Raw genomic sequence first — 25331 nt, 5'->3', positions numbered from 1 at the left:
GCCAGCAGACCGTGAGCTTCTGGATCCCCATCGACCCGGTGAAGGAAGCGACGCTGCGCCTAATTGCCGGTTCGCACAAATGGGACAAGATGATCCTGCCGGTGCGCTGGCTCGACGACAGCAACTTCTATGCCGGCGAGGGCGACTATCTGCCTGTGCCCGATCCCGACAACGATCCGTCGCTGAAAGTGCTCGAGTGGGAAATGGAGCCGGGCGACGCCATTCTGTTCGATTTCAGGACCGCGCATGGCGCGCGTGGCAACCTGACCGCGGCGCGACGCCGGGCGCTGTCGCTGCGCTGGGTCGGTGACGATGCCCGCTATGTCGAGCGGCCGGGGCGTACCTCACCGCCCTATCACGGCCATGGCATGCAGCCGGGCGAGAGGCTGCGCGAGGACTGGTTTCCAGTGGTCTACCAGGGCTGAGCGGGAGCCAGAAAATGGGCGCCGGTATTCGGCGCCCATTTTCGGCCGGGGATAACGTTCCCGTGCGCAATTCGGCTCAAAACGCCCTGATGTCTTGACCCATCGTCCAGAGAGCAATAGCGGGTGCTCTAAGGGATAGTCGGCATCAAGAGGTGGCCATGAACGTTCTTCTTCTCGGCTCCGGCGGCCGCGAACATGCGCTCGCCTGGAAGATCGCCGCGTCGCCGCTGCTGACGAAGCTTTATGCGGCCCCCGGCAATCCGGGCATCGGCAGCGAGGCCGAACTGGTGAAGCTGGACATCGCCGATCACGCCGCCGTTGGCGCCTTTTGCAAAGAGAAAAAGATCGACCTCGTCGTCGTTGGCCCGGAAGGGCCGCTGGTCGCCGGCATTGCCGACGATCTGCGCGCGCAAGGCATCCGCGTTTTCGGACCCTCAAAGGCTGCGGCACAGCTGGAGGGTTCGAAAGGTTTCACCAAGGATCTCTGCGCCCGCTACAACATCCCGACCGCCGCCTATGGCCGGTTCAGTGATCTGGCCTCCGCCAAAGCCTATCTCGAAAAGACCGGCGCGCCGATTGTCATCAAGGCCGATGGCCTCGCCGCTGGCAAGGGCGTGACCGTCGCCATGACACTGGACGAGGCGCGGGCAGCACTTGATGCCTGTTTCGACGGTTCCTTCGGCGCGGCCGGCGCGGAAGTTGTGGTCGAGGAGTTCATGACCGGCGAGGAGGCGAGTTTCTTCTGCCTCTGCGACGGCACCACAGCACTTCCCTTCGGCACCGCGCAGGACCACAAGCGGGTCGGCGATGGCGACACCGGCCCCAACACCGGCGGCATGGGCGCCTATTCGCCGGCCCCGGTGATGACGCCGGAACTGGTCGAGCGCACCATGCGCGAGATCATCGAGCCAACCATGCGCGGCATGGCGGAACTTGGCGCGCCTTTCTCCGGCGTGCTGTTCGCCGGGCTGATGATCACGGACAAAGGCCCGAAGCTGATCGAATACAACACCCGTTTCGGCGACCCGGAATGCCAGGTGCTGGTGATGCGGCTGAAGGACGATCTGCTGGTCCTGCTCAACGCCGCCGTGGACGGTCAGCTGGCGCACACTTCCATACGCTGGCGCGACGAGGCCGCACTGACCGTGGTAATGGCGGCGAGGGGCTATCCCGGCACGCCGGAAAAAGGCTCCGTGATCCGTGGCGTCGAGCAGGCGGCGAGCGATGGCGTCCAGATCTTCCACGCCGGCACCGCCATCAATGGCGGCGCGCTGGTCGCCAATGGCGGCCGCGTCCTCAACGTCACGGCATCAGGCGCCACGGTCGGCGAGGCGCAGGCGCGGGCCTATGCCGCGCTCGACCGCATCGACTGGCCGGACGGGTTCTGCCGCCGTGACATCGGCTGGCAGGCCGTGGCACGCGAACAGGGAAACTGAAGTTCCGTATTGGCTTACCGCTGGCCGCGATCGAGTTCGGTTGAAGCGGTGCTGAGTGGATCGGCTGCGGCAAAGGCAGCGTCGAGTTGTGCGGGCGAACGCTGTTCGGTCCGCTTCCAGGCGACATATTGGACAATGCCGAAGCCCGGCCGCCGCGGCACCGTCTTCACGACTGGCATGCGGAAGCCGTCGCGAAACCTCGTCCAGCGCGTGCCCAACGCCACAATCATTTCCTCGAAGGTCGGCGGCGCCGCCACCGAGGCGTAGGTGATGGTGACATTGCCGGCGAGGCCGGCTTCGCGTGAGACAGGCAGCGGTATCGAGGCGAGATAGTCGGGCGGCACATCGATGAGCCCACCGAACGGCCATTGCGCTCGCAGTGTGGCGGCGTCCGTCGGCGCGACATTGACGTCGATGTCGTTAGGCGTGCCGGCGACCCTGTAAGGGCAGCGGAACCGGCCGCAATTGGCTTGCGCCGAAAACTGCCACAGTGCGTAGCCTTGCCAGTTGCCCATCGGAAAATGCACGTCGATGTCGGACTTGTAGCGCGCATACCAGAGCGGCAGCCGCGACAGCAGCCTGTATCTGTAGCTGTTATCGGCGATGTACTGGGCCGTCTTGCCGTTGGTGTAGAGCACCGGGAAACGGCCGATACGCCGATGCACCTGGCGCACGAACTCCTCGGCATCGTCGAGCGACATCCATTGCGAGGGATCATTGCCTTCGATGTCGAGAGCCATGAGATCGTCCGGTGCGGGCTCGGCGAAATCGAGGAAATTGTTGGCCTGCTCGACCGGATTGCCGGGACGGGCAAGGTGATAGGCTCCCCATTTCATTCCGAGCGCCTTGGCAACCACCCGGCGCGTCTGGAACAGTTCGCGCGTCACCGCATGGCGTTTCCATAGCGCCTTGCAGAGCTTCACCTCGGTGTCGCCGCCCAAACAGAAATAGGGCGGCGGCATGCCGTCGGACGCCTTGTTGATGAAGCCGACGACCCGCTTGTCGGTGGCGAGCTGGGCCCAGTCGATGGAATTGTATTCATAGGCATCGACGATGAGGGCGCGGTCAGCGTTCTTCCACGGCTCGGAAAAATCCGAGGCCTTTGCCGCCGTCGACAGCGCCATCGTCGCCGCGAGTGCGAGAAGCGCTGTGCGGCGAAGGAGCCGCGCCGTCCTTTTCAAACAGGGAATCCCCGTTGATCAAAGGTAGATGCTGAACCGCTATGGTTAAGGATTTGCTTTCGGGGGCCGGCGTCAGGAAAGCTGGCGTCGCATCAGCGGCTAGAATTCAAACGGGTCCGGCGCAGGCTCCTGCCGCAGCGTGCCTTCGGCGGCGCGTTTACGGTGGTGGGCGAGGGAGCATTGCGGTGAACACAATATGCCGCGATCCGACCAGTAGGCGGCACCGTGTTCCAGTCTGCCCTCATGGTAGCAGAACCCTTCCGCTCGATAGGGCAGGCCGCATTCGATGCAACGATAGGCGTCGGGTCTGGCAAGCATGGCAGGGGTTCCGGTCGGCTGGTTCTGATCTGTCGCCGGTTGATTTGATCCGGCGTCGATTGAATTTAATACGCGCCGCCGCAATTGCAAAATCCGCGTGACAAAATTTGACGTTTACGTAAAAAATGCGTATGGCCTTGAAGGCCTTGGGGAATAGGTGCATTTTGGCGTTGATTTTGCTGCGTTCTTCTGGCTGAGTGTTCGTCAGTGTTCACATGAGGTCAGGTGCGTGCAAGCGACCTTTGTGGGATGCATTGTGGGGTCAACGCAACACAAGGGGCATAAATTATGGCACGTGGAATTAATCGACTGACCGACCGCGAGGTGAAGGCGTTCAAGGGTCCGGGCAGGGTGGCCGACGGTGGCGGCCTTTATTGGAACGGCGCAACGTTCTCGTTCCTGTACACGTCGCCTGTCACCGGCAAGCGCCGAGAGGCCGGCTTAGGGGCTGTCACGCTGGCACAGGCTCGCGCCAAGGCGACGGATCATCGCGACGTGCTCGCCACGGGCCTTGACCCTATCCAGGTCGTTAAAGCGGCTAAGCAAGCCGGCATGACGTTCCTTGAACTAGCCGCCGAGACGTTCAATGTTTTGAAGCCCAAGTGGCGTCATCTCGACCGTGAACAGGTCAAGTGGGATCGAGCAATCGAGGCCTGCAAGGCGATCCACGGCGACCCTGTGGCACAGATCACGGTCGAGGACATTCGGCTTGTCTTGAAGCCCTTCGATGACCGCGTTCCGCAGAAGCGCTTCGTCCTGTCGGTCATTCGGCGCGTGTTCGATGTCGCCGTCGCCAAGGGCCTTCGATCCGGCAACCCGGCCGTCGCTCGCATCATTGCCCACGTCACCCCGCTCGATCACACGACGACACACAACAAATCGCTGCCCTACCGCGCCGTACCGTCGTTTTGCGAGGGGTTGAGGACGAGGGCGACGTTAGCTGCACGCGCGCTTGAGTTCATCATTTTAACCGGGGCGCGCAAGACGGAGGCGACACAGGCGAAATGGCCCGAGTTCGATCTGAATGAGGGTGTCTGGCATATCCCGGCGTCACGCATGAAGAACAAGCGTCCCCATGATGTTCCGCTGACGGATCGCGCCATGCAGATCATTCGACACCAGCTCCATGAACGTATCGGCGATCATGCCTTTGTGTTCCCCGGCTCCCGTGGCGGTCGCGGCAAACGCGCTGACCACCTGTCAGCATCGGCCTTCCTGCATCTGACACCAGGCGACGTGACCGTCCACGGCTTTCGTTCATCGCTGCGCGAGTATCTTGGCGACGAGACGGACGTGTCATATGAGACGGCCGAAGAAACGATCTCGCATCGTGTCGGCGACCGCACCGCGTCGAGCTATCGCCGGGCATCTGGCCTCGCCAAACGCCGCGCCGCGCTAACGTATTGGCATGATTTTGTGATGTCCGTTCCGAAGCAAAACAGCGACCAGGATCAAATCGCGCAAACAATCCAACTCGCTAAGGATGCCGCGGCATGATCGATCCCATGAATGACCCAACAAACGCCGCCACGCTCAACGCCAAACAGTCGGCCAAGCTGCTTGGTGTTGGCCGCACACGATGGTGGCAGCTTCGCAAACAGTTCGGCCTGCAAAGGGTCGCATGGTCGAGCGAGGGCCGCCCGCGCTATCGCCGTGAGGACGTGCTGGCGATCCGCGAAAAGGTGCCGCGTGAAGACGGATTGATTGAAGGCTCACCAGAATGGCTGGCTGAGATAACGCGCCTCGCTCAGGAAGCAGCCGAAGCGGCTGGCGAGCCGGGACGGTAGGCGCATCGGCGGTCGAGGTGGGCAATGGGGTTGAAGTTGCTCGCCTAGCACTGGTTCGTTATGCTGGCCGGCCAAATGGGGGAAATAGAATGAGTCAGGCTGTAGTTGTGCCGACTGACAAGCTGAGCATTACCAAGAAACAGCAGGGATGTTACGTCTTTTCAAGGGATCAATTAACTGCCATATCGGCGACTATTCAAAAGCACATTGGAAAGCTTCCGACAGTAACCATTGAATTGATGAATGAAAGGTCGATAACTTCAGACAACATTGATGAGTTGCTAAAGGATCCTTTCATCGAATCCAGCAGAATTTCATCTATTAGCTACAGCGTTTTTGAGTACAATATACCTAATAGGGTAAGCGTTCGGCTGCGCGAGACGTGGATGGCGCCAGTAAGCTACGAAATTTCTGGAGAAAGAAACGTCTGCCTAGCGTTGGAGCAGAGCATAACGAGTGTGATAGGAGCCTCTAAGAAGTGGTACACCTGGATCAACGTACACAATTATCCGGGTTTGTTGCAGATGGCTATCGTTTTCCCTCTGGCAGCAGGCGTTGGTATACTTGTGGCACTTCCTTTCTCCAAGGCAGGTGACGCTAAGCCCCCAGGAATATTTTTTTTCGTATTTGCGGCATTAATCTTCGGAATCCCGTGGGCGAGCGGTAAGGTAATACCTAAGACTGTATTTAATTTCGGGCGAGGCCGTATTGTCTATGAGCGGATTTCCAGCCCGCCAAAATGGTTCTTTTCAGCTATAATATTGGGCCTTTTGGCTACGTTTTTTCGAGACGAGATTTTGACGGCCATCAAATCGTTCTTTTAAAGAGATTCCGCGAAGCTTTGCGGCCGCCTCTCACTCCTCCCTAAAATCCTGCAGTGAGGCATGCCTCAAGTCGTCCTCGCCACGCAAGTGCTTCACGCGCCCTATTAGCCCCGGCTTGACCCATTGCGTCGCTGGCCGCTTCATTCCCTTCGGCGCAAGCCCGGTGTGTTCCTGTACGCGCTGCCAAAGTCGTTCGCGGATTGCGCGGCTCGAGTTGATAAAGGCCGAACCGACGTATCGCCCGGTCTTCCTGTCGGCCATCAGAGCGAAGGCTGGCTTGCCGGCCTCACGCTCCACTCCGAGAAGATCGAACTCATCGACGCTGTAGCACTTCGCCTTTAGCCAACTCGTCGAGTTGCCGCTCCGGTATTTGCTGTCCCGACGCTTCGACACCATGCCTTCCAGGCCAGCTTGGTCGACAAGGTGGTAGATCGCCATGGCATCGCCGGGCAGCGCCTGACTGAACTGGATGCGTCTGTCTGGCGGGATCATGCTTTCGAGTATTTCCCGGCGGTCGTCCAGAGCCATGTCGCGCAGATCGTGCCCGTTGAGGTGCAGGAGATCGAAGGCCACGAAATACAGGTCGTGCTGGCGACGCGTGATAGCCTTTCGAAGCTCGCCAAAGTCCGACAGCCCGGCCTCATTCAGAACGATGATCTCGCCATCAATGATCGCGCTTTCGACGTCCAGGGTCTTCGCTGCGGCTGCGAGGTCGCGATACTTCGCCGTCCAGTCGAGGCCGCGGCGCGTGTAAATGCGCGTGCCAGTCTCATCAATGATCATCTGCGAGCGGTAGCCGTCGAACTTGACTTCATGAATCCAGCCCGGGCCTTCGGGAGGCTTCTCCACAAGGGTGGGCATCAGCGGCTCAATGAACTTCAAAGTCATACGCAAACTCGGACAGGACCGAATTTAAATTAGATAAAGCTAAAATGGTTGCAAGGGCGTGCATGCCACAGGGGTGGGGGGCGTTGCTGTGCCTACCGCTAACAGAGGTCTTTCTGAAAGACTTAATCGCGGCATGGGTGTATCGAAAGCTTGGCAAACAAGAGGGGTAATCAGTGTCAACAAATTCGCTTCTTATGATCGCTGTCACTGTGGGAACTGCCGCCGCAGGCGCCCTCTTCGGATATATCGGCTATCGCTCAGGGGGAAAGCAGGTCGAGAGGCTTTACGAGCGCAAGAGGCGGTTAGACGCAATACTAAATAAATACGAAATTCACAAAGAAGATCGAACCGCAATTGCCGATATTGTTCTGATGAATGATAAGCCAGATACGCAGGTTTATGAAATAAATGTCAGATCAAAGTACGCTACACTGTTGATTGCCATCAGCGGAACTATAGCAATTCTAGCATTGACATTACAAAGTTTTGCAAAAATTTGGCAGGATATAAAAGAATTAATAGACACTTTGATTCCGTCCGCTTATGGGGCAACAACCGCAGTTGATCCACCCGTTAAGGTTGACCTTTCTTGGATGGTTCCGTGGGTCATCCTGCTGATCCTTGTTGTTATGGCCCTCGCCTTCCTGGGTTCCATGATAGTCCTTTTGACTACGAAAGACATTCCCGAAAACCAGGCAAAGTTAAAGGCCGCTACCGATATCGTGAAAACGTTCGGCGGCTTCTTCTCAGGAATAGCGACGACTGCTCTGAGCGGTGCTCTTCACTGATCGACTAGCATATGGTGAACAGACACGGAACAAACCGTTGCAATGCTCACTTGGCGTCGGTATCGTATCGCATGGCCGGGTGGACGTTCGCATCATTGATCGAGCACGACATGAAAGTGACGGCGCATTGCCTGCACTGTAACCATTCGCAAACGCTCGACCTAGAGGCGCTGCGCGAACGGTACGGTGCGGACGCGCCAGCGATGGCAACCGACCTGGCCCCTCGAATGAAGTGCACGGCCTGCAAGAAGCGTGCGGTCGGTTTCAGCTATACGCCCGACTATGTGCAAGCCGACGCCAAGAGGATCGGCAACGCCTATGCGAAGGCGAGGGACGGGCGCTAACAGGGGGCGACTAAACGAACGCGCGTCTTGTCACTCCGCCTCCAAAGGGGCAAGGGCTGCCTCGGCGGCCTTATAGATCCGCTCATCGCGAGCCGTTTTTCGAGCCTTGTCGAAAAGTTTGTGCGCGTCCGCAATCGCTTTCGATTGATCCTGGGAAATCGGGATCCTGTACATCCGCCCGCGAATGCGGCTCCGCAGTTCCACAAGTCCCCTTCTTTCGTCAACGACCAGTTTGGCCTTGCCGGTTGATAGCACGCCCCTTACCCAGCTTAGTACCCTGAATTCCATCGCTATCCCCTCCCAGAGAAAGGGGCCATGATACCAGAAATGGATTTGCAGGCTAGGTTGGGCGCAGTAGGCGCTAATGCCCTCCCCATAACGCCACCACGGCGACGAGATACGACACGGCGAGCATTGCATAGGCGAACTGGAGGAGGGTCATCGGTGCGCGAATCCTTTTCGCTGATTTCAGATGACCGACTCATTTATACTCTTGCCGGGCCGAAACTATTAACAAACCCTTTATTCCAACCGACAAATTTGCGGGACAGGGCGCGGTCAGCGCGCGTTCGATGTCGGGGGTATGTCGTGTCGCATCGAACGCGGCGACCCCACGTGCTGACGCCCTGTGGTCGGAATGCGGTAGGTTTGCCCGGCAGGCGTCGCGCCCCGGGGACTATACCTTCGACTTCCGCCATCCTGCCCACCACGCTTCCCATTGTGAGCAGAACCAGCGTTCGCCCTTGGCCGGGTTTACCACTGTCTCGTCGTAATATCGCTGGCCAGGAATGTGGTAGATGCGCTCGCCTGTCTCGACGCTGATATTGCCTTTGATGTTGCAGCCATTTGGCGCGCTGGACTCGCCTTGCCGATGCACCGTCGGAAGGGGGTGCTGCTCAGTAGGCGGGACGAAGTAGCTGGCAGCGGCAACACCGCACAACAGAACCGGAATTAGCGCCCGCTGCTCCAGCAACGAACGTCTACGCCTTCTCTTCGGCCGAGAAGCCTTTTGCCCTTGGAGTCCCATACCCCTCTCCCGAAGAGAGAATGGGACTAACCGCGATGCAAGTCCAGATACACCCAACATGCAGGCCGCCAGTGCCTGCATGTTGGGTCGATCATTCGCCAGGGTTCAGCGGCTTATGCCACCACCATGGTGCCGGTATCTGTTCGGGCATAGGCGGCACGCCCCTTCAACATGGAAACTTCTCGGCCAGAATCTTCCGTACCAAATAGAAACCAACCTCGCTTCGTTCCTCTGGATGTTGGTCAAGGTAGAGCGCGACGGCTTCGGCCGCAGAAAGGCCGTTGATCATACCGGTGCAAAAGGCTGGCTGCGGGTCTCCGGAAATCGCGTTGTAGGAAACCTTTAGACCGCTGTACAAATCCATTACGCCTACTACATACCCGTAGCACATGCCGGCCGACCAAGCTTCCTGAGTACTGTTCGCTTGACCGTTGTTCCGCCTCACTGAGAGGTAGATGCGGCAAGCATCGTTAAGCTGTTCGCCGGTTACATAGAAGCCAGCAACTTTCCCTTCCTGCGTCATCGCGACGCCTGGCGTCAGAAGTGCTGCACCGACCAGCGCCAGAGCAGTCAATCTTGCGATCATCGTCAAAGAGTATCTCCCGTCTGTTCGAGGACAACAGATAGGGTGAGCCTCCAACCCTTCCGCCGCAAGGGTTCGACCGTACAGCGCCGCCAACCGCGCTGTGGGGCAAAGTGTGGAGGCAGTCAATCGGCGAGGGCGGCGACGCCTTGGTAGTCCTGACGCCGCGCGGCTTAGTTGCCGTTTTACGGGAAAGCGGCGGCTTGAGGGACGCGGCTGATTTGTCCCGTCAAAAGGCGGGTTCATACTGCTCCGCAGGGCGAGCCGGATAGTTCGATCCGTCATCGTGAAGCTTGATCTCTACCACGTCGCTGTCCAGCCGAGCGAAGATCGCCGATATCGGCTGATCGCCTGTGAACGTATATGAGAGCTCTTCGAAGTATCTCAACCAGCGCGGGCTTCCCTCCGAATCTTGACCGTCCGGTATCGACCGCAGAGCCTTGGCGACGACGACATAGCGCTTCATCCAGAATCCCTCTTAGCTGATTTGATCTGGCAGGATAGCACGGCCTACGAGAGTGTTGCAGTGGCGAAGACGTTTGCACGGAAGGGGCGCCGCGCAGCGCGGGAATTTGATCTTGACTGCTTAAGTTGTCGAGCGATCAGCGAATTACTGCCGTTTCGGTGCTGATTTGCTGTGTGACCCTGTGTGCTCCCAGTTGTTCACCCCAAAAGCGCCTCGAAAGCCCTTGTGTGACCCTGTGTGACCCTTGTGACCCTTGGTTTAAAACAGTAGGGGGAGAAAATGTGAGGCAAATTATTCACATAGGAACTGTTCGTGTGACCCTGTGACCCTACACACACGGGTCACACACAGTTTTTCGGTGCTGTGTGACCCTTCTTTTTCATTCTTGTTCGGCACTTTTAATTAACTGCGCAGCGAAAGCACGCCTGTCCGCTTGAGGCAATGATTGATGCCACCACCCGAGAAGAGGGTTCACATCTCGCCCTAAACCTTCGCCGCGAACCTTCGCTTTCTCAAAACCAAGCACCGTCAAAATATCCGCCATCATGCCTTCGTCCTTGCGGTCGAGCCGCGTATCCTGGAACCCGAGGACATCGCGAAGCACAACGCCAACGTTCTTGATGAACGTCAAAGGGATCGGCCTTTTGTGTTGAGGCCGCCAATTCCCATTGATTATGTGCCCTGTATGGGTCAGCCAATTTGCGATAACAGGCTCCAATGGGTGCTGCTTGCGCCTCTCCTCCGCGCTCTCTTTCTGCATGCCGATCAGCAGGGTCTCGCCCTTGCCAATGTGCCAGCGCTCCCCGCCGTGATAACGTCTAACCGCTTCACCCCACAACTGCCCGACCACCGCGTGAAAGGCGTCCAGGTCAATGGCGCCGCAGCGGGCACCCCACATGCGCCGAGCGCCGGTTGGATCGTTCAGATATTCGCTCGGGTTCATCGTCATCGCCAGCCCGAACTGCCGCTTGTGCTTGTTCATCGAGCGCCCGTAAGGATCGCGGTATTCGTCATCGGTGCGGGTGATGAATTCCTTCTGCTCGTCCTGTTCGGTTTTCCGCGTGGTGACGCCTTCGGCAAACTCGACAATCAATTTACCGCGCACCTTCATTAGGCTGTCACGGTCGTTCATCTTGCCTGTGAACGAGCAGTAATATTCTGGTCGTCCTGCAAGCGTTCGGAGGATCGTGGTTTTACCTTCACCTTGGCCGCCCTCGAAACACAACACGTTATCGAACTGGCATCCGGGCTCAAACACGCGGGCGGCGACGCCAATCAGCCATCGAGCGCCGTATACACGGGTTAAAGGGCTGTCCTCGACCCCGCAGATATCGGTCAACCAGGTGTCAATGCGCTTTTTGCCGTCATAACGAGCGGCGGCGATGTTGAACGATTGCTGCATGCTGTTGATCCGCGTTTCCATGGCGACTGACATGATGCAGCGGTAAAGCAGATTTTGTTCGATGGAATTGAACCCGTACTTGCGCTGTAGGTGTTCCGACAGGCGGGTATAATCTGCTTCGTCATGAAGGTACGGCGTCGGCGATTTATGCCAGTCAAGCGATGTATTCTCGTCTCGCTTACATACTTGAATGTCATGTCTAAATTCATCGAAAATCAAACGGCAGAATGATCCGCTGCGAAACGTATCATGCAGGTTCATTTCTATACTGGCTGCGAAACCATCCCTGTTGATGCGAAGGATCGGCATGCCAGACTTAACAATCTCGGTCTTTGCTGAATTCCTGGCGTCGGCGTATGCCTTGGCGTACCACGTCCGCACTTGCGCAAGCGTCATCTTGGCAGTGCCGGTCCTCTCGATGATGTCGCGAACAACTTGCTCCGCGACAGGGCGCTTCGGATCGACCTGCTGCATGGCGAACTTGGCCAAGATCTTTTCAACGTCCGAAATCGTCGCTCCGGCATTGAGGTTCAGGATGTCTTGCTCGACCAGATCATAGGGTGATGCATTATCCAGTTTCGCTTGCTTGTCGGCGGCGTCTTGTGCGGCCTGTTCGGCACTCGATATCGGCGGCGCTGGCGGCGCGAGACCCATTAGCGCCCAATCATCGGCATCCAGGTCGCGGCCGGGTATGGGAGGCGGAGGTGGCGGCGCAGGCGGAACGACGTCCACACGGTCATCCGCGTCATCAACAGGCGCCTGCGGTGCCGCAGGGATCGGCGGCGGCGCTGGTGGGGCCTTCGAAGGCGGGACACAGTACCCGGCCTTTTCGTGAAAGACATATTCCGGGCTGTGCGTGCCTTGGCACAGCGCACATTTAGTCTCGGTCATCGCAATCCCGTCCATGTGTGTCTCGCGTCGAATTGTTGCGAGTATCCACCACATGGGTTCGAGGATCGCGGGTTTGCTGGATCGCTGCAGAGAGCGACGTTCGGACTATTGAACTGACACGCATAGCCGGTCAAGCCTGCGATGTGACGGGCTTCACGATGCCGAAATGCACCATCAGTTTTTGCATGTCCTCGACACGCAAGGTCGTGCCTGGATTGCGCACGAAATGGTTCAGCTTGTTGTAGGTCAGACCTACTTCAAGCGACAGCTGCCCGCGATTGCTGTTCTGCACTCGCTGGCGGATGTATTCATTGACGGCGACGAGATCGAGGGGCAAGGGTTCGCCGTGATGGATATCAGCATCGTCATATGCTTTCGAGCAAGTATTCACTGCATTCTCCTTTTTATATTTCGCCTATACTTGTAAACTGCCGATTTGTAAAAATTTGATATTGACATTGTTACGCGCATTCGAATATATTTGTCAATAGCTACGAACGACGTTGTTTCAGGCGATGTCAGAGTTATTTAACCGGATCAAATAACTAGTAAGGATATAGTATGAACCTCACACCAGATAACCTTCGCACCATTACGCATGAGATCGTAAAGGATCAGCCGAACGTCGATTCTCACAAGCTGATGGCGTCAATGGTTCGCACCGTGATCCGGCTTAACGGCTGGAATGCCTCCGAGGCATACCAATGGCTCGGATTTGTCGCTCACAATTACCGTGAAGCCATCGAGAAGGAATGCGGTGCATGACCAACCTTTTCAAAACCCTATCTGGCCATCCATTCCCGCAGCCGCTGCCGGCATGGCACGATCCGCACGACCGACGCCTGCCAACCGGCACCCACCGAGTCGCCATCATTCATTCCGAACTGCGCCGCGAGACAGGCGACACCTTCCCCTATTGCGTGTTCCGTTCGATGGTCTTCGGCAAGGGGCGCTTCGGCGGGTTCACCATCGATGAAATCTTCCGACTCAACGATCCGAACCCGAACGTGAAGAACGACGAGTGGCAACGCTTCGAAATGCTCTGCCACGCAGTCGAGGTGCTCCAGGTAACCAACACCGTTCAGATGTATGGTAGGCCGTATGAGGTCGACATTCTCACGGTGGGCCGCACTTCAATCGTGCAGGCGTACAAGTCCGTGAAACCGGATGCGATCAAGCTTCACGCACCCGGCACGGTCGAGGAAGAGAACAGCGCCTATTGGCAGGCGAAAGCGATTGCCGACGCGACAGCCGAACAGCAGACCGAGGAACACGCTCAGGCGTTCGCTTTGGCGTTGCACGACCGTTGAATTCTCACAGGTCGCCCCTTACCGCGTGAACGTCTTTCGCATAACAATAGCGGCCCCCATAACATGTTGAATGCAAAGGAAATTTTGCCAGATGACACTGCCCGCAACGCAGACGCAGAACCTCGCCATGATTTTTAACTCGATGCCACCCGTCACTGTCACCCAAGAACAGGCCGATTGCGACCTCGCCCAGTGGAAGGTTGGTCGAACGGTCCGGATGATCCTCGCTGGGTGCGAAGAAGGCGATTGTATCGACAACCCCGAGCAGCTCTTCGATGATATCGACGCGCTCATGCCTGACCTGGACGATGGCATGAAGGTACAGGCGGCAATTCTTCAACGCATGTGCATCCACGTCAGCATGCATCGAGCCGGCGCCGCAAAATGACCAACGATCCTCACGCCCTCGCACAGCAGGCCGTTGCCGCGTATGAAGCGACGCGAGCGGCGGAGGATATCGCCCTCAATCCCTATCGTGAGCGCGCTCGTGCCGCGTTCACGAACGATGGTATCAGCGCGAATTGGGACCCGCTGTTTCACACGGTGTCGTGGGTGCCGTGCAACTTTCGCGCTGGCAAGGAAGGCAAGGTCGCCAAGGTTCCGTTGAACCAATATGGATATGCCGTTGATGTCAATAATCCGGCAAATCACATGCCGATCCGAAACGCGGCCAAGCTTTGCAGAGATCAGCCAAGCCGGTTCGAGGCGCTCGGCTTCGCGTTCACCCCGCAGCACCAAATCGTCGGTATCGATATCGATCTTTATAAGCTGGAGCCCGGCTCCCGCGCCCATACCGTCGCTGTCACGGCGTTGAAATTTCCGACGCTGACAGCGCGGTCCATGGGCGGCAAAGGGTTCCACATGTTCGGGGTGATCGCAACCCCGTGCGAACGTCTGCGCGCTGTGCACCAAGGGCTGCTCGGTGCCATCGAGATTTACTGGCAACAGCGCTTCTTCGCCATGACCATGGACGCGGTAAAGGACGTGCCGATTGCCGACGTTACCGAACTCGTCAACTACATCTTTGACGAGCACGTGGCGGCTGGTGGAACCATCAATCGCGACCTGCTTGAAGGTCTCGACCTACCGCCTGCCGACGGCGAGCTTGAGCAGGTAATTGAACAGGTCCGCGCCATGAAATCCTGGTCAAAGACCGATCCGCGCCTGTGCTTTCTGTTCCCGCTTGAGCGCGAGGTCAACGAGCCTGCCGCCATCGCTTACCGCGAGGCCGCGCTGGACGTGCTCACCGCCAAGTTCCCTGAGAATGGCCGCGCCGACAAGCTGCCATATGATGCCAACAAAGTGGACATGACGATTGCGTCCGCAATGGCGCAGAAGACATCGAACATCAACCACTACATCGAGGTCATGCACCGTAATGGCCTCTATCGGGAGAAATATGTCGGCTACGTCGAACTGACATGGGCCGCAGCGCTGCGCGGTCGCAAGACGTCTCCTAAGGATCGACGTGAACACGGTGAAGCGTTCGCCCTCACGCCGCGCAAATTGGAGAACATCTGAAACCGCGGTCAACCGACATCACCGGTCTTGGAAGGTGTCGCACGCCGACGATAATACCCGACATTGCCGCAGCGATGGTCACGCTGTAGGTGCCGCGTGATGTGGTTTGGCAGATTCTTATGGCTATCGGTGCGACGGCCATTGGTCCGGCCAAAGGCGGCCACTAAAGAGATCTATTTCATCCTCAAAACGCAATAATTTATTGTAGATGCTGTCAAGCTCCAGGCTTGAGTAGCCAAAAGCAGGAAGTGCGAAATCGCCGTCTTTCCCTCTGCGGGAGTGCAATGGAGGGACCACCACGAATTGAGGTACAGTCACGCTGGCCAAGCGCAATTTGGTGTGGAAATACACGTAATCGCGTAGGTCCCTCACTATACCATGTGCAAATTCGTTTCTACGATTTGAGAAGCCACTTGCCGTAGTTACGATACTTTGAAATGCGCCCTCCGCAGCCTGATTTGGAAATTTGGCGAACCAAGCATCTGCTATTCGCCCGAGAGAATCCAACCGCTTACGGAATATTGTGCCAGCGCCATATTCTCTCATCTTTGTCCAAGTAGGATCATAGGCGAAAAGGCTGTACATTGTCGCCAGTCGCCACTCGACAGATTCCCATCTGCTCACGGCGCGACCAAGGGCTTCGAAAAGGATTGACTCGTCCCGAGTGCCCACCAGCGGAAATTCGAACGGGTCCCAAGGGTTGGCCATGCCTGAATCTCCCAAAGAGTCGCAACGAAGCCAAGTTCAAACGAACGACTGCAACGCACGTAGGCTGAACCACCGAAGCCGCATCGGGACAGCAGAGACCAAGCCGAAGCAGCCTCAAAAGGATGAAATCGCAAGCTTGCGCAAGTCAAAAGAGCGCGGATAGCAATCGACTTATAGGTATGTCATTATCCCACTTCACTTCATCGAGCGGGGGAACCGATGTTGCGCGCGGCATTGATTTTTCTTGCGACAACATCGGCAGCATTTCCATCTATGGCAGGGGACTTGGAAAGTTGGATCACTGTACCGCCCAATCAGAGCGGCATAGCAATCTACGTCCAAAATCCGCTCCAAGAACTCTCCATTTCCGCCACCGACGCCAAGGGCAATTCTCTCGATAAGTTTGAATGGAATGCGCCCGGCTTTCCGCTTGTAAGGCAATACAGGGTGCCGCCGGGGGAGTACCAAGTGACGCTTGAGGGGCAACCCGGCGCATTGGTAGACGCCAAGGCTGGACAAATTTCGTATATCGAAGTGTCACCGAATGAGGCGTCTGGTTTTCGCGCCGTTCTAAAACCTGACAATTTCGACGCCTACAAAGCAGGCGTCGTTGATGCGCTTGGAGCGATAACCGACAAGCTCGGATACGAGAGCATCAAGCCTCTCATATTTGCACCGGCTGGGCACAAGATCTACATAAGAATGGCGGGGCCGGGAATTAAGCCGCCTCCAAACTGATGGCCAAATACGATGCGCGAACCGTCCAAGATCAATTTTGACGCACTTAGGAACGCGATCTATCACACTGCGCGCCGAAATTACTACGATCTGCTCAACCGCATGATGAGCTTGATTGTTGTGGCGGCTGGCGCAGGGGCTGTGGCCGACTTTGAGAGGAACTTAGCGTCGCCTGCCGCTTTGGCGTTTGCGGCTACTATGGCAGGATTGTTGCAGCTGGTGTTCGATTTTGGAGGAAGGGCGCGAACTCATGAGTTTCTGCAACGCCGCTTTTACGAATTGACGGCGGATATCGCGGAGGTCGAAAAGCCGACCCCGTTAAAAGTGAGAACATGGGAGGCGACTCTTAATCGTCTTTATGCGGAGGAGCCGCCTCCAATGCGGGCCATGGATGCGATCGCCTACAACGCTGCCGCCGAAAGCCTAGGCAGCGATAAGTCAAAACGCATTAAGGTGACTTGGTGGCAAAGCCTCAATCGTTACTGGTGGGCATTCAACGGCGCGGAGTTCCCTTTCGTTTCTGACGCAAAAGCAAAAGGCGTCTCGCCTTCTGCTTAGGTGAGACCGGTACGATCCCCATCAGCGCGTGAACCGTCGCCGGCTGCACGGTTCGCGACCAAAGGCTGCGCCAAATCTCCGACATATGCGCGGCTCGGTTTGCAGGTCATTTAAGCGACCCTTTCTCGAACGATCTGAAAAAGCGCGCACCGCTCACGTTCGACTGCTCGAGCGGCTGCTTTGCCTTGAGCGTTGCGCGGCGGGCGAGGTCGGCGCGTGACGGCTCGGCGCGCTGGATGCGATCCAGAGCGCGTTTCATCTCTAATTCCTGCTCTCGTTCGATCATGTCCAAGTGAGCGCGTTTCATGCGTCTTCACCTCCGTGACGGAAGGGTACTCCGGTGTCCGCAGCACACAGATCAGCGTGGGCATCGCCCAGTTCGGCCATCGCCTCCGGCACGCAATTCGAGAAATATTCATCGCCCTGCGGACGCGCCATGGATCAAGCTCCTTTCAACGCCCGGCGCCGCAGCGACAGGATCGAGCGCGCTTCGGCATCGGTGTGGCCGGCTGAGGTCGGCCTTGGCCTTCGGATCGATTGTCTCGGATTTGTCCGCCATGGATCACGCAGCCTTGTCTTCGCGTCGAAAAAGCTGCTTGCCTGCCAAGACCTTCTCTTCGCTGATCTTGATATCGACACCGGTGATGGCATTGTGGCGCGCCGCATCCCTCGCGATGTTGACCAGCGTCTTTTCCGGGTCGACGACCGCCAGCGAAGTACCGTCCTGCACGCCAGCCTCTTCGTACTTCTGGCCATATTCGCCGAGATGCACCGGCACGGTCATGGGAGGCATTGGCTGCACGCCCATGTACTTGTCGAAGAACACGCCGCCGGTCGCGCCATAGCGCGTATGAAGTTCTGCCCATGCGGTGATCTTCGCCATATCGACCGCGTTCGGGTAGACCTTGTCGGAGAGGAAATCTTCGGCGACCTTGACAGGGATCTTAGCGCCGCGAGCGATGGCGTCTGCCGGCCAGCCTTTGATAAGATCGCGGAGTTCGGACGAAAGCATTGGTTATTCCTTTGTGTTGGGTTTTGGATCAGGGATTGTGGGCATCGCGGCGTCCAACGTCGCCTGATCCAGCGGCAACACCTCAGGCATCGCATTCATGGAGCGATTCCAAATAGGCATGGTCGACATGTGCTCGTCGGCAGGCCGTGCCGGATTACGTTCCATTGCGTGCTTGGTCAGGTTCATTGGCCGCCTCGGAGCTCGTTCAGCCAGAAGGCCATTTGGACATCACGCGCCGCCTTGCGTGCCAGGTACGCGGCCATGCCGTCGTCCTGCCCTGTGGCAACGTATGGTTCACGCGATACGACCAGCGCTTCCAGGTTCGCCATGTTGTTCGTGATTGAGAGCTCGGTCAGTTCAGCAAGAAGAACCTTCGAGTACGAATTCTCGAATGCTCGCACCGTCTCGAATTCTTTGAGCTGGCACCCGACGCTGAACCCCTTCACGTCCTTGTGCTTGTCCTCGACCGCGACTTCCGCCCAAAGATTTTTCTCGCGCCATTCCAGCTTAAGAACGCGACCGGCGAGTTCGAGCGGTGCGCGGATGCCGTCACGATGGCTCACACACAATGGCGGCAACGTCTTGGTGATCGGGATCGACCGGCGCACGAACATGCACCGCTCTTGATCGATCGATTCCGTTGTTGCGAACCCCTTGAGTAGCCACATTGTCGGCATTTACCGGTTGAACTTCATGTCTTCGCGAGCGGCCTTCGCATAGGCGTTGCCGTCAAACTTCTCCGTCGGATCGTAAGGACGCTCGCGCAATGCTGCATCGAGTTCCATCTGCATGGCGATGGCGTTTGCCTTGATCACGTCAGCCGACTTGGCGCCGGGGATCGGATCGAATTCGCCGCGACGTGCCTTCGTGAACACGCGGTCGATTTCGGCTGCGACTTCGGCGTCTGTCAGCTTCATTGGTTCATTCCTTCAATTCGTCCCGACGACGCCTTGTGAACCGTCGCCGGGTGATCTGCGCTCGTCCGGTGAAAGGGGTTTCCTCCGAGCGCCGATGCGGTTAATCGGCGTGGCGCAGGAGAGGGCGAACCTCGTCTTTGCCCAGCTTCGTTGCGTGGAAACGACCGCCGTACATCACCAAGCCGGATTGCAATCCCATTGCCACGATCACGTCGGCAGGGATTGGCGCCGCCTCGAACAATGAGACGACCTTCTTCGGCTTGGCGGGAAACGAAACGATCTTGACCATGTGCTTGTCCTTCCATGGTGTTGAAGCAAGGGCGCCGCGAGGGCCCGACACCATGCGGACAAGGCATGGTTTGCATGTCAATTAACGCGGCGCCGCACACCACCAGGGCGTGCATCCCGTCGCCGGGATTGGTGAAACTGGAGCGCGAGCGCGCGGTTGAATTCGTAGTCATGTGAGGCGCCACTTGTCCTTGGCGAAACCAAAACGTTGTCTAGGCGTTCCGGCGATTTGATCAACGTACGCGAAAACAATAATGTGCCACTAATAGAATCTTCACGTTGCTCTCGAATACTGTTGATTTATTGTGTGATCCGCCGCATGTATTGACGAAACGCAGGAGCCGAACATGTCTTTTCCCGCCGATCCCAACGTCGCACGCTACGCGCCACTCGCCGAACTGACCGACAAACAGCTGGAGTTCAAGCGCGCCGTCATCTGGCACAACCCATCCGAGGAAGAGGTTTACCTCGCTCGCAAGGCGAAGCATGAAGCCGAGGAAAAGGCGCGCACCGAGTTCCAGTTGAAGCGCCACCAGCATTTCCTGAAAGAGGCCGGCGCAGCTAACAGCGCCATGACCGTCGGGCAGGCCAAGAAGTACGCTCGCGGTCGCGCTGCTTCGTTGCTCAAGCAGGCTTTCGAGGTGATGGAACAGGTGTTGCTGTCGCCAGAGGCGAAGCTCGCTGACCGGCTCGATATCGCCAGCGAAATGATGAAGCGCGCCGTCGGCCCGCACAGCGTTCCGAACACCATCGGCTCAGCGGCAGAGGCAAAGGCCTTGACCGAACTCGCCCCGACTGACGCAATCGATACCGTCATGAAGGCTTATGCCAATGGCGAGTGCGATAAGGATTTTGTGACCACGCTGCTCGGCCTGCTCGGGGCAAAGGTCAATGGTCTGAAGCTGGAACAGGCAGGCGCGAAGCGATCAGCGGAGAAGGCCGGCGAAGGCATCGTCAGGCCGCCGAGCGGTAAAATTGTATGACCGTGCGAACGTCAATGCCAGGTAACGACGTTAGCACGGTGATGCGATGAATGTGGCCGGATGGAACCTGCTCGTCAGCGATGCCGCAACCAATCGCCAGCTTCGAACGCTTCGGCAGACCGTCGCCGAAGGCTCGTGGAATGGGAAGCTGGTGCTGTCACGAAAGGCAATGCAGGTCTTCCGCCCCGGCTTCACGCATAAAGCCGTCTATGGCGGTCGCGTCACTGAGAAGACGACCACAATCGCTCTCTACATCATTGCCCGCATGGAGGCGGCATATACCCGTGTCGTCTGCTTGCGTAAGCGCCTGGTCTCGCTGCGCCACTCGTCCATGCAATCGCTCAAGGACGCGATCCGCATGCTTGGTTTGCAGGACCGGTTTGACGTCCTGCACAACGAGATCATCCACAAAGAAAACGGCTCGCTCGCCTTCTTCAAGGGCCTCGAATCCGACGCCGAAGAAACCATGCGCGGTACCCAAGGCGTCGATGTGTTCTGGCTCGATGAAGCGCGGAACGTCTCCTACAAAGATTTCATGGAAGTTGTCCGCGCACTTCGCAGGCGTGGCGCTGAACTTATCTCGTCGTGGAATCCGCTCGATCCGGAAGACGCTTGCGACAAGTACTATCGCGGCGATAACCCACCGCAAGACCTGCTCAAGGTTCATCTGCAACACGAAGATTCGGCGACCTTCGCGACGTCACCAGCCGCTAAAGAATACCATCGCCTGCTCGCCGAAGACCCTCAATTGCATGCCCACGTGTACGGTGGCGGATATGATGTCTTCAAAGGCGAGCGCGTCTATACTAAGTTCAAGGTCGGGATCGTGCCTCGTCAGTACCTGGAGGGCGCAACATGCCATTACGGCCTCGACCTTGGCTATGTTGACGATCCGACGGTCGCAACCAAGACATGGCTCAACCCGCGATACGGCCTGATCTACGTCGAGAAAGAGGCAGTCGGTTACGGCGAGGATGTTGACGGCATTGCCGACCTGCTCAACGCCGTGCTCGACAGCAAGGACGATGACGTGATCTCCGACAACTCGGAGCCGCGTACGACCGACGGCCTCAACAATAAGGGTTACTCGATCAATCGCACCCGCAAGAACGTTGTCGGCAAGTCGGTGGTTGAAGGCGTTCGCGAGATCGGCGGTTATGCGGCCCAGTACATTCATCCAGAGTGCACTGAGACGATTGACGAGACCAAGCATTACAAATGGAAGATCGACCGCGTGACTGGCAAGCGATTGCAGCAGGTCCGCAAAGGTCACGACCACTGTTGGGACTCGATCCGCTATGCGGTCATGGGCCGCGACCTAGTCGAGGCAAACGACGGTGTTGGCGTCATGCGCATTCCGGGGTGGTGAGCAATGGCACGGTTCATTTTCAGCGATATCGACGGCAATCCCCTACCTGACATCGAGCGGATCAACGGCGACGACGGTCCCGAGATTCGGATAATCGTCTGCGATCCTGGCATGGTGATCGATACCAGCGTGACCGACGAGCTTCGGTTTATTCCAACGCCACCGCCGCCAGTCATTGGCCGGGTGATTGCGGATGAAGTCGCGGCGATGGCACCACTTGAAGACGTGGGCACGGATGAGTTTGCACGACATGGCGGCAAAACGCCGGCCGAAGAGATCGCCGAATTCGAAGATCAGCTTCGCGCAATGGGACGCCACGTGCCGAAGAATCCGTCCAAACGGCCGAAGCGCAAACGCCTTTCAATCGAAGATATCACGGGCTGGGCGCTAGACCGCTAACGCAAATCGCGCCGATGCGCGCATTCTTGGAGGGTTACATGAGGGTTTGGGAAGCAATGGGCGCCTGGATTAACCAGATCAATCCGCTCACCGACCGTCGCGAACAGGTATCGTCCTGGCGTCCTTGGCACGCTGACGAGACGAAACGCGTTCAACAGAACCTTGCTCGCGTGGTGATCTCGAAATGGGAACGAGGCGAGCGCGAGGACGCCGAACGCGTTGCGGCTGGCCTCAATCGCGCCGGCAAGCATCGCTCGAACCAGCCTCTCCTCATGTTGGCGCTTGCGACGATCTACGATTACCAGGACGATGATCTCGACCACATGCTGGCCTTTGAGGAACGGCGCGCCTTTCGACTGGCGATCAAGAACGCCAAGAGCCGCGCTGAGCGGCAGGCGATCAAGCAAGCGCGCAATGCGGCGAAGCAGGTCAGGGCAGAAGCCAAGATCGCAGCCGATACCTTGATTGCCGAGCACTACAACGATTTGACCGATCCGCATTGGCGTGAGCGCATCCCAGCCGTGAAGCTCGACACGAACTATAAGCGGCTCGGCAAGGAAGGCTTCAAAGTGTGGCAGCGCATCGGCAAGGGTTGGCGTTCGCCAGGTGACGGCCGCACGGTTGGTGCGACCCGGTTCAACGGCACATTCGAGTGACGCCATGGCATCGTGTCGGCAATGCGGCGCGCCGATATCCGCGACATCCTCCAAGACCTACTGCCGCTATGCGTGCCGACGTGCTGGCCGTCGCGCGAACACCAAGGCGACGCGCACAGCAACACGTGAGCGCGGCATTGCGCTGACATCGTTCCCCCTCACGTTCGATGCCGACGAGCACGACCAGGAGGTTTGCGAGTTCGCTTCGATGCTTGACGATTACGAGCACCAGCCGACGCTTGCCGGATATTTTGGCTTCGCGCTCCGATTGGCGGTGCCACCGGCATTGCAACCGTAGATACGTGTTCCTGCACGCCGCGATTGTGCGGCGCCGACAACGGAGCACATCAAATGACCAACACCATTTTCACCGACAAGAAAGCCGCCGTCGCAGCCCTTCGCGAAGCCGTCAAAGCTGGCCTGTACGCCGCCGGCACTCGTGAGCTTTACGGCACGCGTGTCGATGGCGTCGACCAATACGAGATTCGAGAGAAAGCCCAACCTACCGCCGCCGCCAAGGCCGCCACGATCAAGGCCATGGTCGCCGATACCGTCGCGAAGACGAAGCCCGCGCCGAAGGGCAAGGGCAAGCCTGTCGCCCCTGTCGTCGCCGATGTCGAGATGGGTGTGTGCGGTCACATTCAAGCCTATGCGAATGCCAATCCGACGGCCAGCCGCAAAGAGGTGATCGCGCATCATGTCGCGCTCGGCCGGAATAAGGCCACAGCCAGCATACAAACGAAAAAAGCAGATGATCGCGCGGGCCGCGTTCGCCCTGCTTGACAGTCTACGTTTGCACGGTTGATCAAAGGGCGTTCGAGCAATCGGGCGCCCTTTTTCTTTGTGGATGGATTGTGTAGATCGACCTTGCGGCATTTCGGTATGTAATTGCTTTTGCAGCATAGTTTGTGTTCAGTCGATGTTTACGTAAAAAGAAGATGGGAGATCGCCCAAAGGGCGGATGGTTTTGCAGTGGCGCTGGCTCTAGAGTCGGCGGGGCCGATGCATCAGGAGGAGTGAGCGGCATGTATCGGGCACCGGTCGAGGATATCGCGTTCACGCTCAAGCACGTGGCCGGCATGAAGTCGGCGCTTGATGCCGGCAGGTTCGGCGATCTAGGTGAGGATCTGGTCGATGCCGTTCTGGGCGAGGCCGGCCGCTTCGCCACCGAAGAGGTCGCACCGTTCTACAAGATCGGCGATCAGCAAGGCGCCGTGCTGAAGGACGCCGCCGTCACCACACCGCCCGGCTGGAAGGAACTCTATCGCCGCTGGATCGACGGCGGCTGGAACGCGCTGTCCGGGCCTGAAGCCTATGGCGGCCAGGCCCTGCCGACCATGCTTGGCGTTGCCGCGCTCGAAATGTGGAACTCCGCCGCCATGGCCTTCGGCATCGGCCCGACGCTGACCATGGGCGCGGTCGAAGCGCTCGACAAACACGCCTCCGAAAACCTCAAGGCGAAATATCTCGAAAAGCTCGTGTCGGGCGAATGGATGGGCACGATGAACCTGACCGAGCCGCAGGCCGGTTCGGACCTCGCCGCCTTGCGCGCCCGCGCCGAGCCGGCTGGTGACGGCAGCTACCGCATCTTCGGCCAGAAAATCTTCATCACCTATGGCGAGCACGATTTTACCGACAACATCATCCACCTGGTTCTGGCGCGGCTGCCCGATGCACCTGTCGGCACGCGCGGCATCTCGCTGTTCCTGGTGCCGAAATTCCTGGTCGGCGACGATGGCTCGCTGGGGGCGCGCAACGACGTCTTCTGTTCCGGCCTCGAGCACAAGCTCGGCATCCATGCCTCGCCGACCTGCACCATGATCTATGGCGATGGTTTCCAGGGCGCCAAGCCGGGCGCCGTCGGCTGGCTGATCGGCGAGGAGAACAAGGGCCTCGCCTGCATGTTCACGATGATGAACAATGCGCGGCTTTGTGTCGGCATGCAGGGGGTCGCGGTCGCCGAGGCCGCGACGCAGAAGGCAATCGCCTATGCCAATGAGCGCCGGCAAGGCAAGGCGGCAAGCTACGCTGGTGCCGGCATGGCGCCCATCGTCCATCACCCCGACGTGCAGCGCAATCTCCTGACCATGAAGGCGCTGACGCAGATCGCGCGGGCGATCAGCTATTCTTGTGCCCACGCCATCGACCTGGCGCGCGTCTCGGACGGCGATGAGGCGGCGCACTGGCGCGACCGTGCCAATCTGCTGACGCCGCTGGCCAAGGCTTTCTCGACCGACGTCGGTGTCGACGTTGCTTCGCTCGGGGTCCAGGTGCATGGCGGCATGGGCTTTATCGAAGAGACGGGCGCGGCCGCCTTCTATCGCGACGCGCGCATCGCGCCGATCTACGAAGGCACCAACGGCATCCAGGCGGTCGATCTGGTGATGCGCAAGCTGCCGCTCGGCGGCGGCGACCATGTGCATGGCTATATCGCCGAACTTGCTGTGGTCGCCAATGCCGTACGGACATCGAATCTCGAGGGTTTCGGCCGTACTGCCGATGCTCTCGACGC

36 protein-coding genes are annotated in these 25331 nt (G+C 58.3%); 19 read left to right on the top strand and 17 right to left on the bottom strand.

Going from position 1 to position 25331, the window contains the following annotated elements:
- Positions 1-425, top strand: a 425-nt coding sequence (locus tag EN935_RS01735; protein ID WP_206534485.1) for a phytanoyl-CoA dioxygenase family protein, incomplete at its 5' end; no start/stop codon positions are given.
- Positions 426-583: 158 nt separating this feature from the next.
- A complete protein-coding gene (purD, locus tag EN935_RS01730) occupies positions 584-1861 on the top strand; it encodes a phosphoribosylamine--glycine ligase (protein WP_127373141.1) in 1278 nt (425 codons plus the stop codon).
- Positions 1862-1875: 14 nt separating this feature from the next.
- Here purD and EN935_RS01725 read toward each other — a convergent pair whose 3' ends face one another.
- Complete coding sequence (locus EN935_RS01725) at positions 1876-2985, bottom strand: glycoside hydrolase family 25 protein (RefSeq protein ID WP_127262439.1); 1110 nt, start codon at positions 2983-2985, stop codon at positions 1876-1878.
- A 156-nt stretch (positions 2986-3141) separates the two neighbouring features.
- Positions 3142-3360, bottom strand: coding sequence for a hypothetical protein (locus tag EN935_RS01720; RefSeq protein ID WP_127262436.1), 219 nt, complete (start codon positions 3358-3360; stop codon positions 3142-3144).
- A 288-nt stretch (positions 3361-3648) separates the two neighbouring features.
- Between EN935_RS01720 and EN935_RS01715 the strand changes: the two genes are divergently transcribed.
- The 3 genes from EN935_RS01715 to EN935_RS01705 all read left to right on the top strand — a co-directional run bounded on the left by EN935_RS01715 (position 3649) and on the right by EN935_RS01705 (position 5971).
- Positions 3649-4857, top strand: a complete 1209-nt coding sequence (locus EN935_RS01715) for a site-specific integrase (RefSeq protein WP_127262435.1) — start codon at positions 3649-3651, stop codon at positions 4855-4857.
- Positions 4854-5147: a hypothetical protein gene (locus EN935_RS01710; protein WP_127373140.1), complete on the top strand. Its 294-nt coding sequence runs from the start codon at positions 4854-4856 to the stop codon at positions 5145-5147. The genes EN935_RS01715 and EN935_RS01710 overlap by 4 nt, the downstream gene beginning before the upstream one ends.
- An 89-nt stretch (positions 5148-5236) precedes the next feature.
- A complete protein-coding gene (locus EN935_RS01705; protein ID WP_127262433.1) occupies positions 5237-5971 on the top strand; it encodes a hypothetical protein in 735 nt (244 codons plus the stop codon).
- A 30-nt stretch (positions 5972-6001) separates the two neighbouring features.
- On the opposite strand, the gene EN935_RS01700 is transcribed toward EN935_RS01705, so the two are convergent.
- Positions 6002-6859 carry an ATP-dependent DNA ligase gene (locus EN935_RS01700; protein ID WP_127262432.1) on the bottom strand — a complete coding sequence of 286 codons (858 nt, stop codon included), beginning with the start codon at positions 6857-6859 and terminating at the stop codon, positions 6002-6004.
- A gap of 173 nt (positions 6860-7032) precedes the next feature.
- On the opposite strand from EN935_RS01700, the gene EN935_RS01695 reads away from it, so the two are divergent.
- Together EN935_RS01695 and EN935_RS01690 are read left to right on the top strand one after the other, a co-directional pair.
- Positions 7033-7647, top strand: coding sequence for a hypothetical protein (locus EN935_RS01695; RefSeq protein ID WP_127373139.1), 615 nt, complete (start codon positions 7033-7035; stop codon positions 7645-7647).
- Positions 7648-7742: 95 nt separating this feature from the next.
- Positions 7743-7991 carry a hypothetical protein gene (locus EN935_RS01690; protein ID WP_245468624.1) on the top strand — a complete coding sequence of 83 codons (249 nt, stop codon included), beginning with the start codon at positions 7743-7745 and terminating at the stop codon, positions 7989-7991.
- Positions 7992-8021: 30 nt separating this feature from the next.
- On the opposite strand, the gene EN935_RS01685 is transcribed toward EN935_RS01690, so the two are convergent.
- The 6 genes from EN935_RS01685 to EN935_RS01660 form a co-directional block, all read right to left on the bottom strand.
- Positions 8022-8279 (bottom strand): hypothetical protein, encoded by a 258-nt coding sequence (locus EN935_RS01685; RefSeq protein ID WP_127262430.1) that lies wholly within the window; start codon positions 8277-8279, stop codon positions 8022-8024.
- A gap of 388 nt (positions 8280-8667) precedes the next feature.
- Positions 8668-9018 (bottom strand): hypothetical protein, encoded by a 351-nt coding sequence (locus EN935_RS01680; RefSeq protein WP_127262429.1) that lies wholly within the window; start codon positions 9016-9018, stop codon positions 8668-8670.
- Positions 9019-9184: 166 nt separating this feature from the next.
- Positions 9185-9604: a Rap1a/Tai family immunity protein gene (locus EN935_RS01675; protein WP_245468626.1), complete on the bottom strand. Its 420-nt coding sequence runs from the start codon at positions 9602-9604 to the stop codon at positions 9185-9187.
- A gap of 226 nt (positions 9605-9830) precedes the next feature.
- Positions 9831-10067 carry a hypothetical protein gene (locus tag EN935_RS01670; RefSeq protein WP_127262427.1) on the bottom strand — a complete coding sequence of 79 codons (237 nt, stop codon included), beginning with the start codon at positions 10065-10067 and terminating at the stop codon, positions 9831-9833.
- Between the two features lie 379 nt (positions 10068-10446).
- Entirely contained in the window at positions 10447-12375 is a 1929-nt protein-coding gene (locus EN935_RS01665) for a virulence-associated E family protein (protein WP_164757528.1), read from the bottom strand.
- Between the two features lie 115 nt (positions 12376-12490).
- Complete coding sequence (locus EN935_RS01660; protein WP_127262425.1) at positions 12491-12751, bottom strand: hypothetical protein; 261 nt, start codon at positions 12749-12751, stop codon at positions 12491-12493.
- A gap of 170 nt (positions 12752-12921) precedes the next feature.
- Between EN935_RS01660 and EN935_RS01655 the strand changes: the two genes are divergently transcribed.
- The 4 genes from EN935_RS01655 to EN935_RS01640 all read left to right on the top strand — a co-directional run bounded on the left by EN935_RS01655 (position 12922) and on the right by EN935_RS01640 (position 15191).
- Positions 12922-13125 carry a hypothetical protein gene (locus EN935_RS01655; protein ID WP_127262424.1) on the top strand — a complete coding sequence of 68 codons (204 nt, stop codon included), beginning with the start codon at positions 12922-12924 and terminating at the stop codon, positions 13123-13125.
- The gene (locus tag EN935_RS01650) at positions 13122-13670 is read left to right on the top strand and encodes a hypothetical protein (protein ID WP_127262423.1); all 549 of its coding nucleotides are present in this window, start codon (positions 13122-13124) and stop codon (positions 13668-13670) included. The genes EN935_RS01655 and EN935_RS01650 overlap by 4 nt, the downstream gene beginning before the upstream one ends.
- A gap of 91 nt (positions 13671-13761) precedes the next feature.
- Complete coding sequence (locus EN935_RS01645) at positions 13762-14058, top strand: hypothetical protein (protein WP_127262422.1); 297 nt, start codon at positions 13762-13764, stop codon at positions 14056-14058.
- Positions 14055-15191, top strand: coding sequence for a hypothetical protein (locus EN935_RS01640; RefSeq protein ID WP_127262421.1), 1137 nt, complete (start codon positions 14055-14057; stop codon positions 15189-15191). The genes EN935_RS01645 and EN935_RS01640 overlap by 4 nt, the downstream gene beginning before the upstream one ends.
- Before the next feature lie 123 nt (positions 15192-15314).
- Here EN935_RS01640 and EN935_RS01635 read toward each other — a convergent pair whose 3' ends face one another.
- Positions 15315-15899: a hypothetical protein gene (locus EN935_RS01635; RefSeq protein ID WP_127262420.1), complete on the bottom strand. Its 585-nt coding sequence runs from the start codon at positions 15897-15899 to the stop codon at positions 15315-15317.
- 219 nt (positions 15900-16118) lie between these two features.
- Here EN935_RS01635 and EN935_RS01630 point away from each other — a divergent pair, with 219 nt between their 5' ends.
- Positions 16119-16637, top strand: coding sequence for a hypothetical protein (locus tag EN935_RS01630; RefSeq protein WP_127262419.1), 519 nt, complete (start codon positions 16119-16121; stop codon positions 16635-16637).
- Positions 16638-16649: 12 nt separating this feature from the next.
- Positions 16650-17195 carry a hypothetical protein gene (locus EN935_RS01625; RefSeq protein ID WP_127262418.1) on the top strand — a complete coding sequence of 182 codons (546 nt, stop codon included), beginning with the start codon at positions 16650-16652 and terminating at the stop codon, positions 17193-17195.
- 106 nt (positions 17196-17301) lie between these two features.
- Here EN935_RS01625 and EN935_RS01620 read toward each other — a convergent pair whose 3' ends face one another.
- The 7 genes from EN935_RS01620 to EN935_RS01595 all read right to left on the bottom strand — a co-directional run bounded on the left by EN935_RS01620 (position 17302) and on the right by EN935_RS01595 (position 19413).
- Positions 17302-17502: a hypothetical protein gene (locus EN935_RS01620; protein ID WP_127262417.1), complete on the bottom strand. Its 201-nt coding sequence runs from the start codon at positions 17500-17502 to the stop codon at positions 17302-17304.
- Complete coding sequence (locus EN935_RS42710) at positions 17499-17633, bottom strand: hypothetical protein (RefSeq protein ID WP_281040301.1); 135 nt, start codon at positions 17631-17633, stop codon at positions 17499-17501. The genes EN935_RS01620 and EN935_RS42710 overlap by 4 nt, the downstream gene beginning before the upstream one ends.
- 124 nt (positions 17634-17757) lie before the next feature.
- Complete coding sequence (locus EN935_RS01615) at positions 17758-18078, bottom strand: hypothetical protein (RefSeq protein ID WP_127373137.1); 321 nt, start codon at positions 18076-18078, stop codon at positions 17758-17760.
- A gap of 132 nt (positions 18079-18210) precedes the next feature.
- Positions 18211-18393 (bottom strand): hypothetical protein, encoded by a 183-nt coding sequence (locus EN935_RS01610; protein ID WP_127262415.1) that lies wholly within the window; start codon positions 18391-18393, stop codon positions 18211-18213.
- Positions 18390-18875 carry a hypothetical protein gene (locus EN935_RS01605; RefSeq protein WP_206534484.1) on the bottom strand — a complete coding sequence of 162 codons (486 nt, stop codon included), beginning with the start codon at positions 18873-18875 and terminating at the stop codon, positions 18390-18392. Before EN935_RS01605 ends, EN935_RS01610 begins: the two co-directional genes overlap by 4 nt.
- 9 nt (positions 18876-18884) lie before the next feature.
- The gene (locus EN935_RS01600; protein WP_127262413.1) at positions 18885-19124 is read right to left on the bottom strand and encodes a hypothetical protein; all 240 of its coding nucleotides are present in this window, start codon (positions 19122-19124) and stop codon (positions 18885-18887) included.
- Positions 19125-19224: 100 nt separating this feature from the next.
- Positions 19225-19413 carry a hypothetical protein gene (locus EN935_RS01595; RefSeq protein ID WP_127262412.1) on the bottom strand — a complete coding sequence of 63 codons (189 nt, stop codon included), beginning with the start codon at positions 19411-19413 and terminating at the stop codon, positions 19225-19227.
- Between the two features lie 346 nt (positions 19414-19759).
- Between EN935_RS01595 and EN935_RS01590 the strand changes: the two genes are divergently transcribed.
- From EN935_RS01590 to EN935_RS01565, 6 genes are all read left to right on the top strand, one after another.
- Positions 19760-20395 (top strand): hypothetical protein, encoded by a 636-nt coding sequence (locus tag EN935_RS01590; protein ID WP_127262411.1) that lies wholly within the window; start codon positions 19760-19762, stop codon positions 20393-20395.
- A gap of 46 nt (positions 20396-20441) precedes the next feature.
- Entirely contained in the window at positions 20442-21764 is a 1323-nt protein-coding gene (locus tag EN935_RS01585) for a phage terminase large subunit (protein ID WP_127262410.1), read from the top strand.
- 3 nt (positions 21765-21767) lie between these two features.
- A complete protein-coding gene (locus EN935_RS01580; RefSeq protein ID WP_127262409.1) occupies positions 21768-22163 on the top strand; it encodes a hypothetical protein in 396 nt (131 codons plus the stop codon).
- A 38-nt stretch (positions 22164-22201) separates the two neighbouring features.
- Positions 22202-22819, top strand: a complete 618-nt coding sequence (locus tag EN935_RS01575) for a hypothetical protein (protein ID WP_127262408.1) — start codon at positions 22202-22204, stop codon at positions 22817-22819.
- A 351-nt stretch (positions 22820-23170) separates the two neighbouring features.
- Positions 23171-23602 carry a hypothetical protein gene (locus EN935_RS01570; protein WP_127262407.1) on the top strand — a complete coding sequence of 144 codons (432 nt, stop codon included), beginning with the start codon at positions 23171-23173 and terminating at the stop codon, positions 23600-23602.
- 242 nt (positions 23603-23844) lie between these two features.
- A partial coding sequence (locus EN935_RS01565; RefSeq protein WP_127373136.1) for an acyl-CoA dehydrogenase family protein occupies positions 23845-25331 on the top strand: 1487 nt, incomplete at its 3' end.

The sequence above is a fragment of the Mesorhizobium sp. M7D.F.Ca.US.004.03.1.1 genome, from assembly GCF_003998635.1.
GTDB classification, from domain to species: domain Bacteria; phylum Pseudomonadota; class Alphaproteobacteria; order Rhizobiales; family Rhizobiaceae; genus Mesorhizobium; species Mesorhizobium loti.
This window is presented reverse-complemented; position numbering and strand designations above follow the sequence as displayed.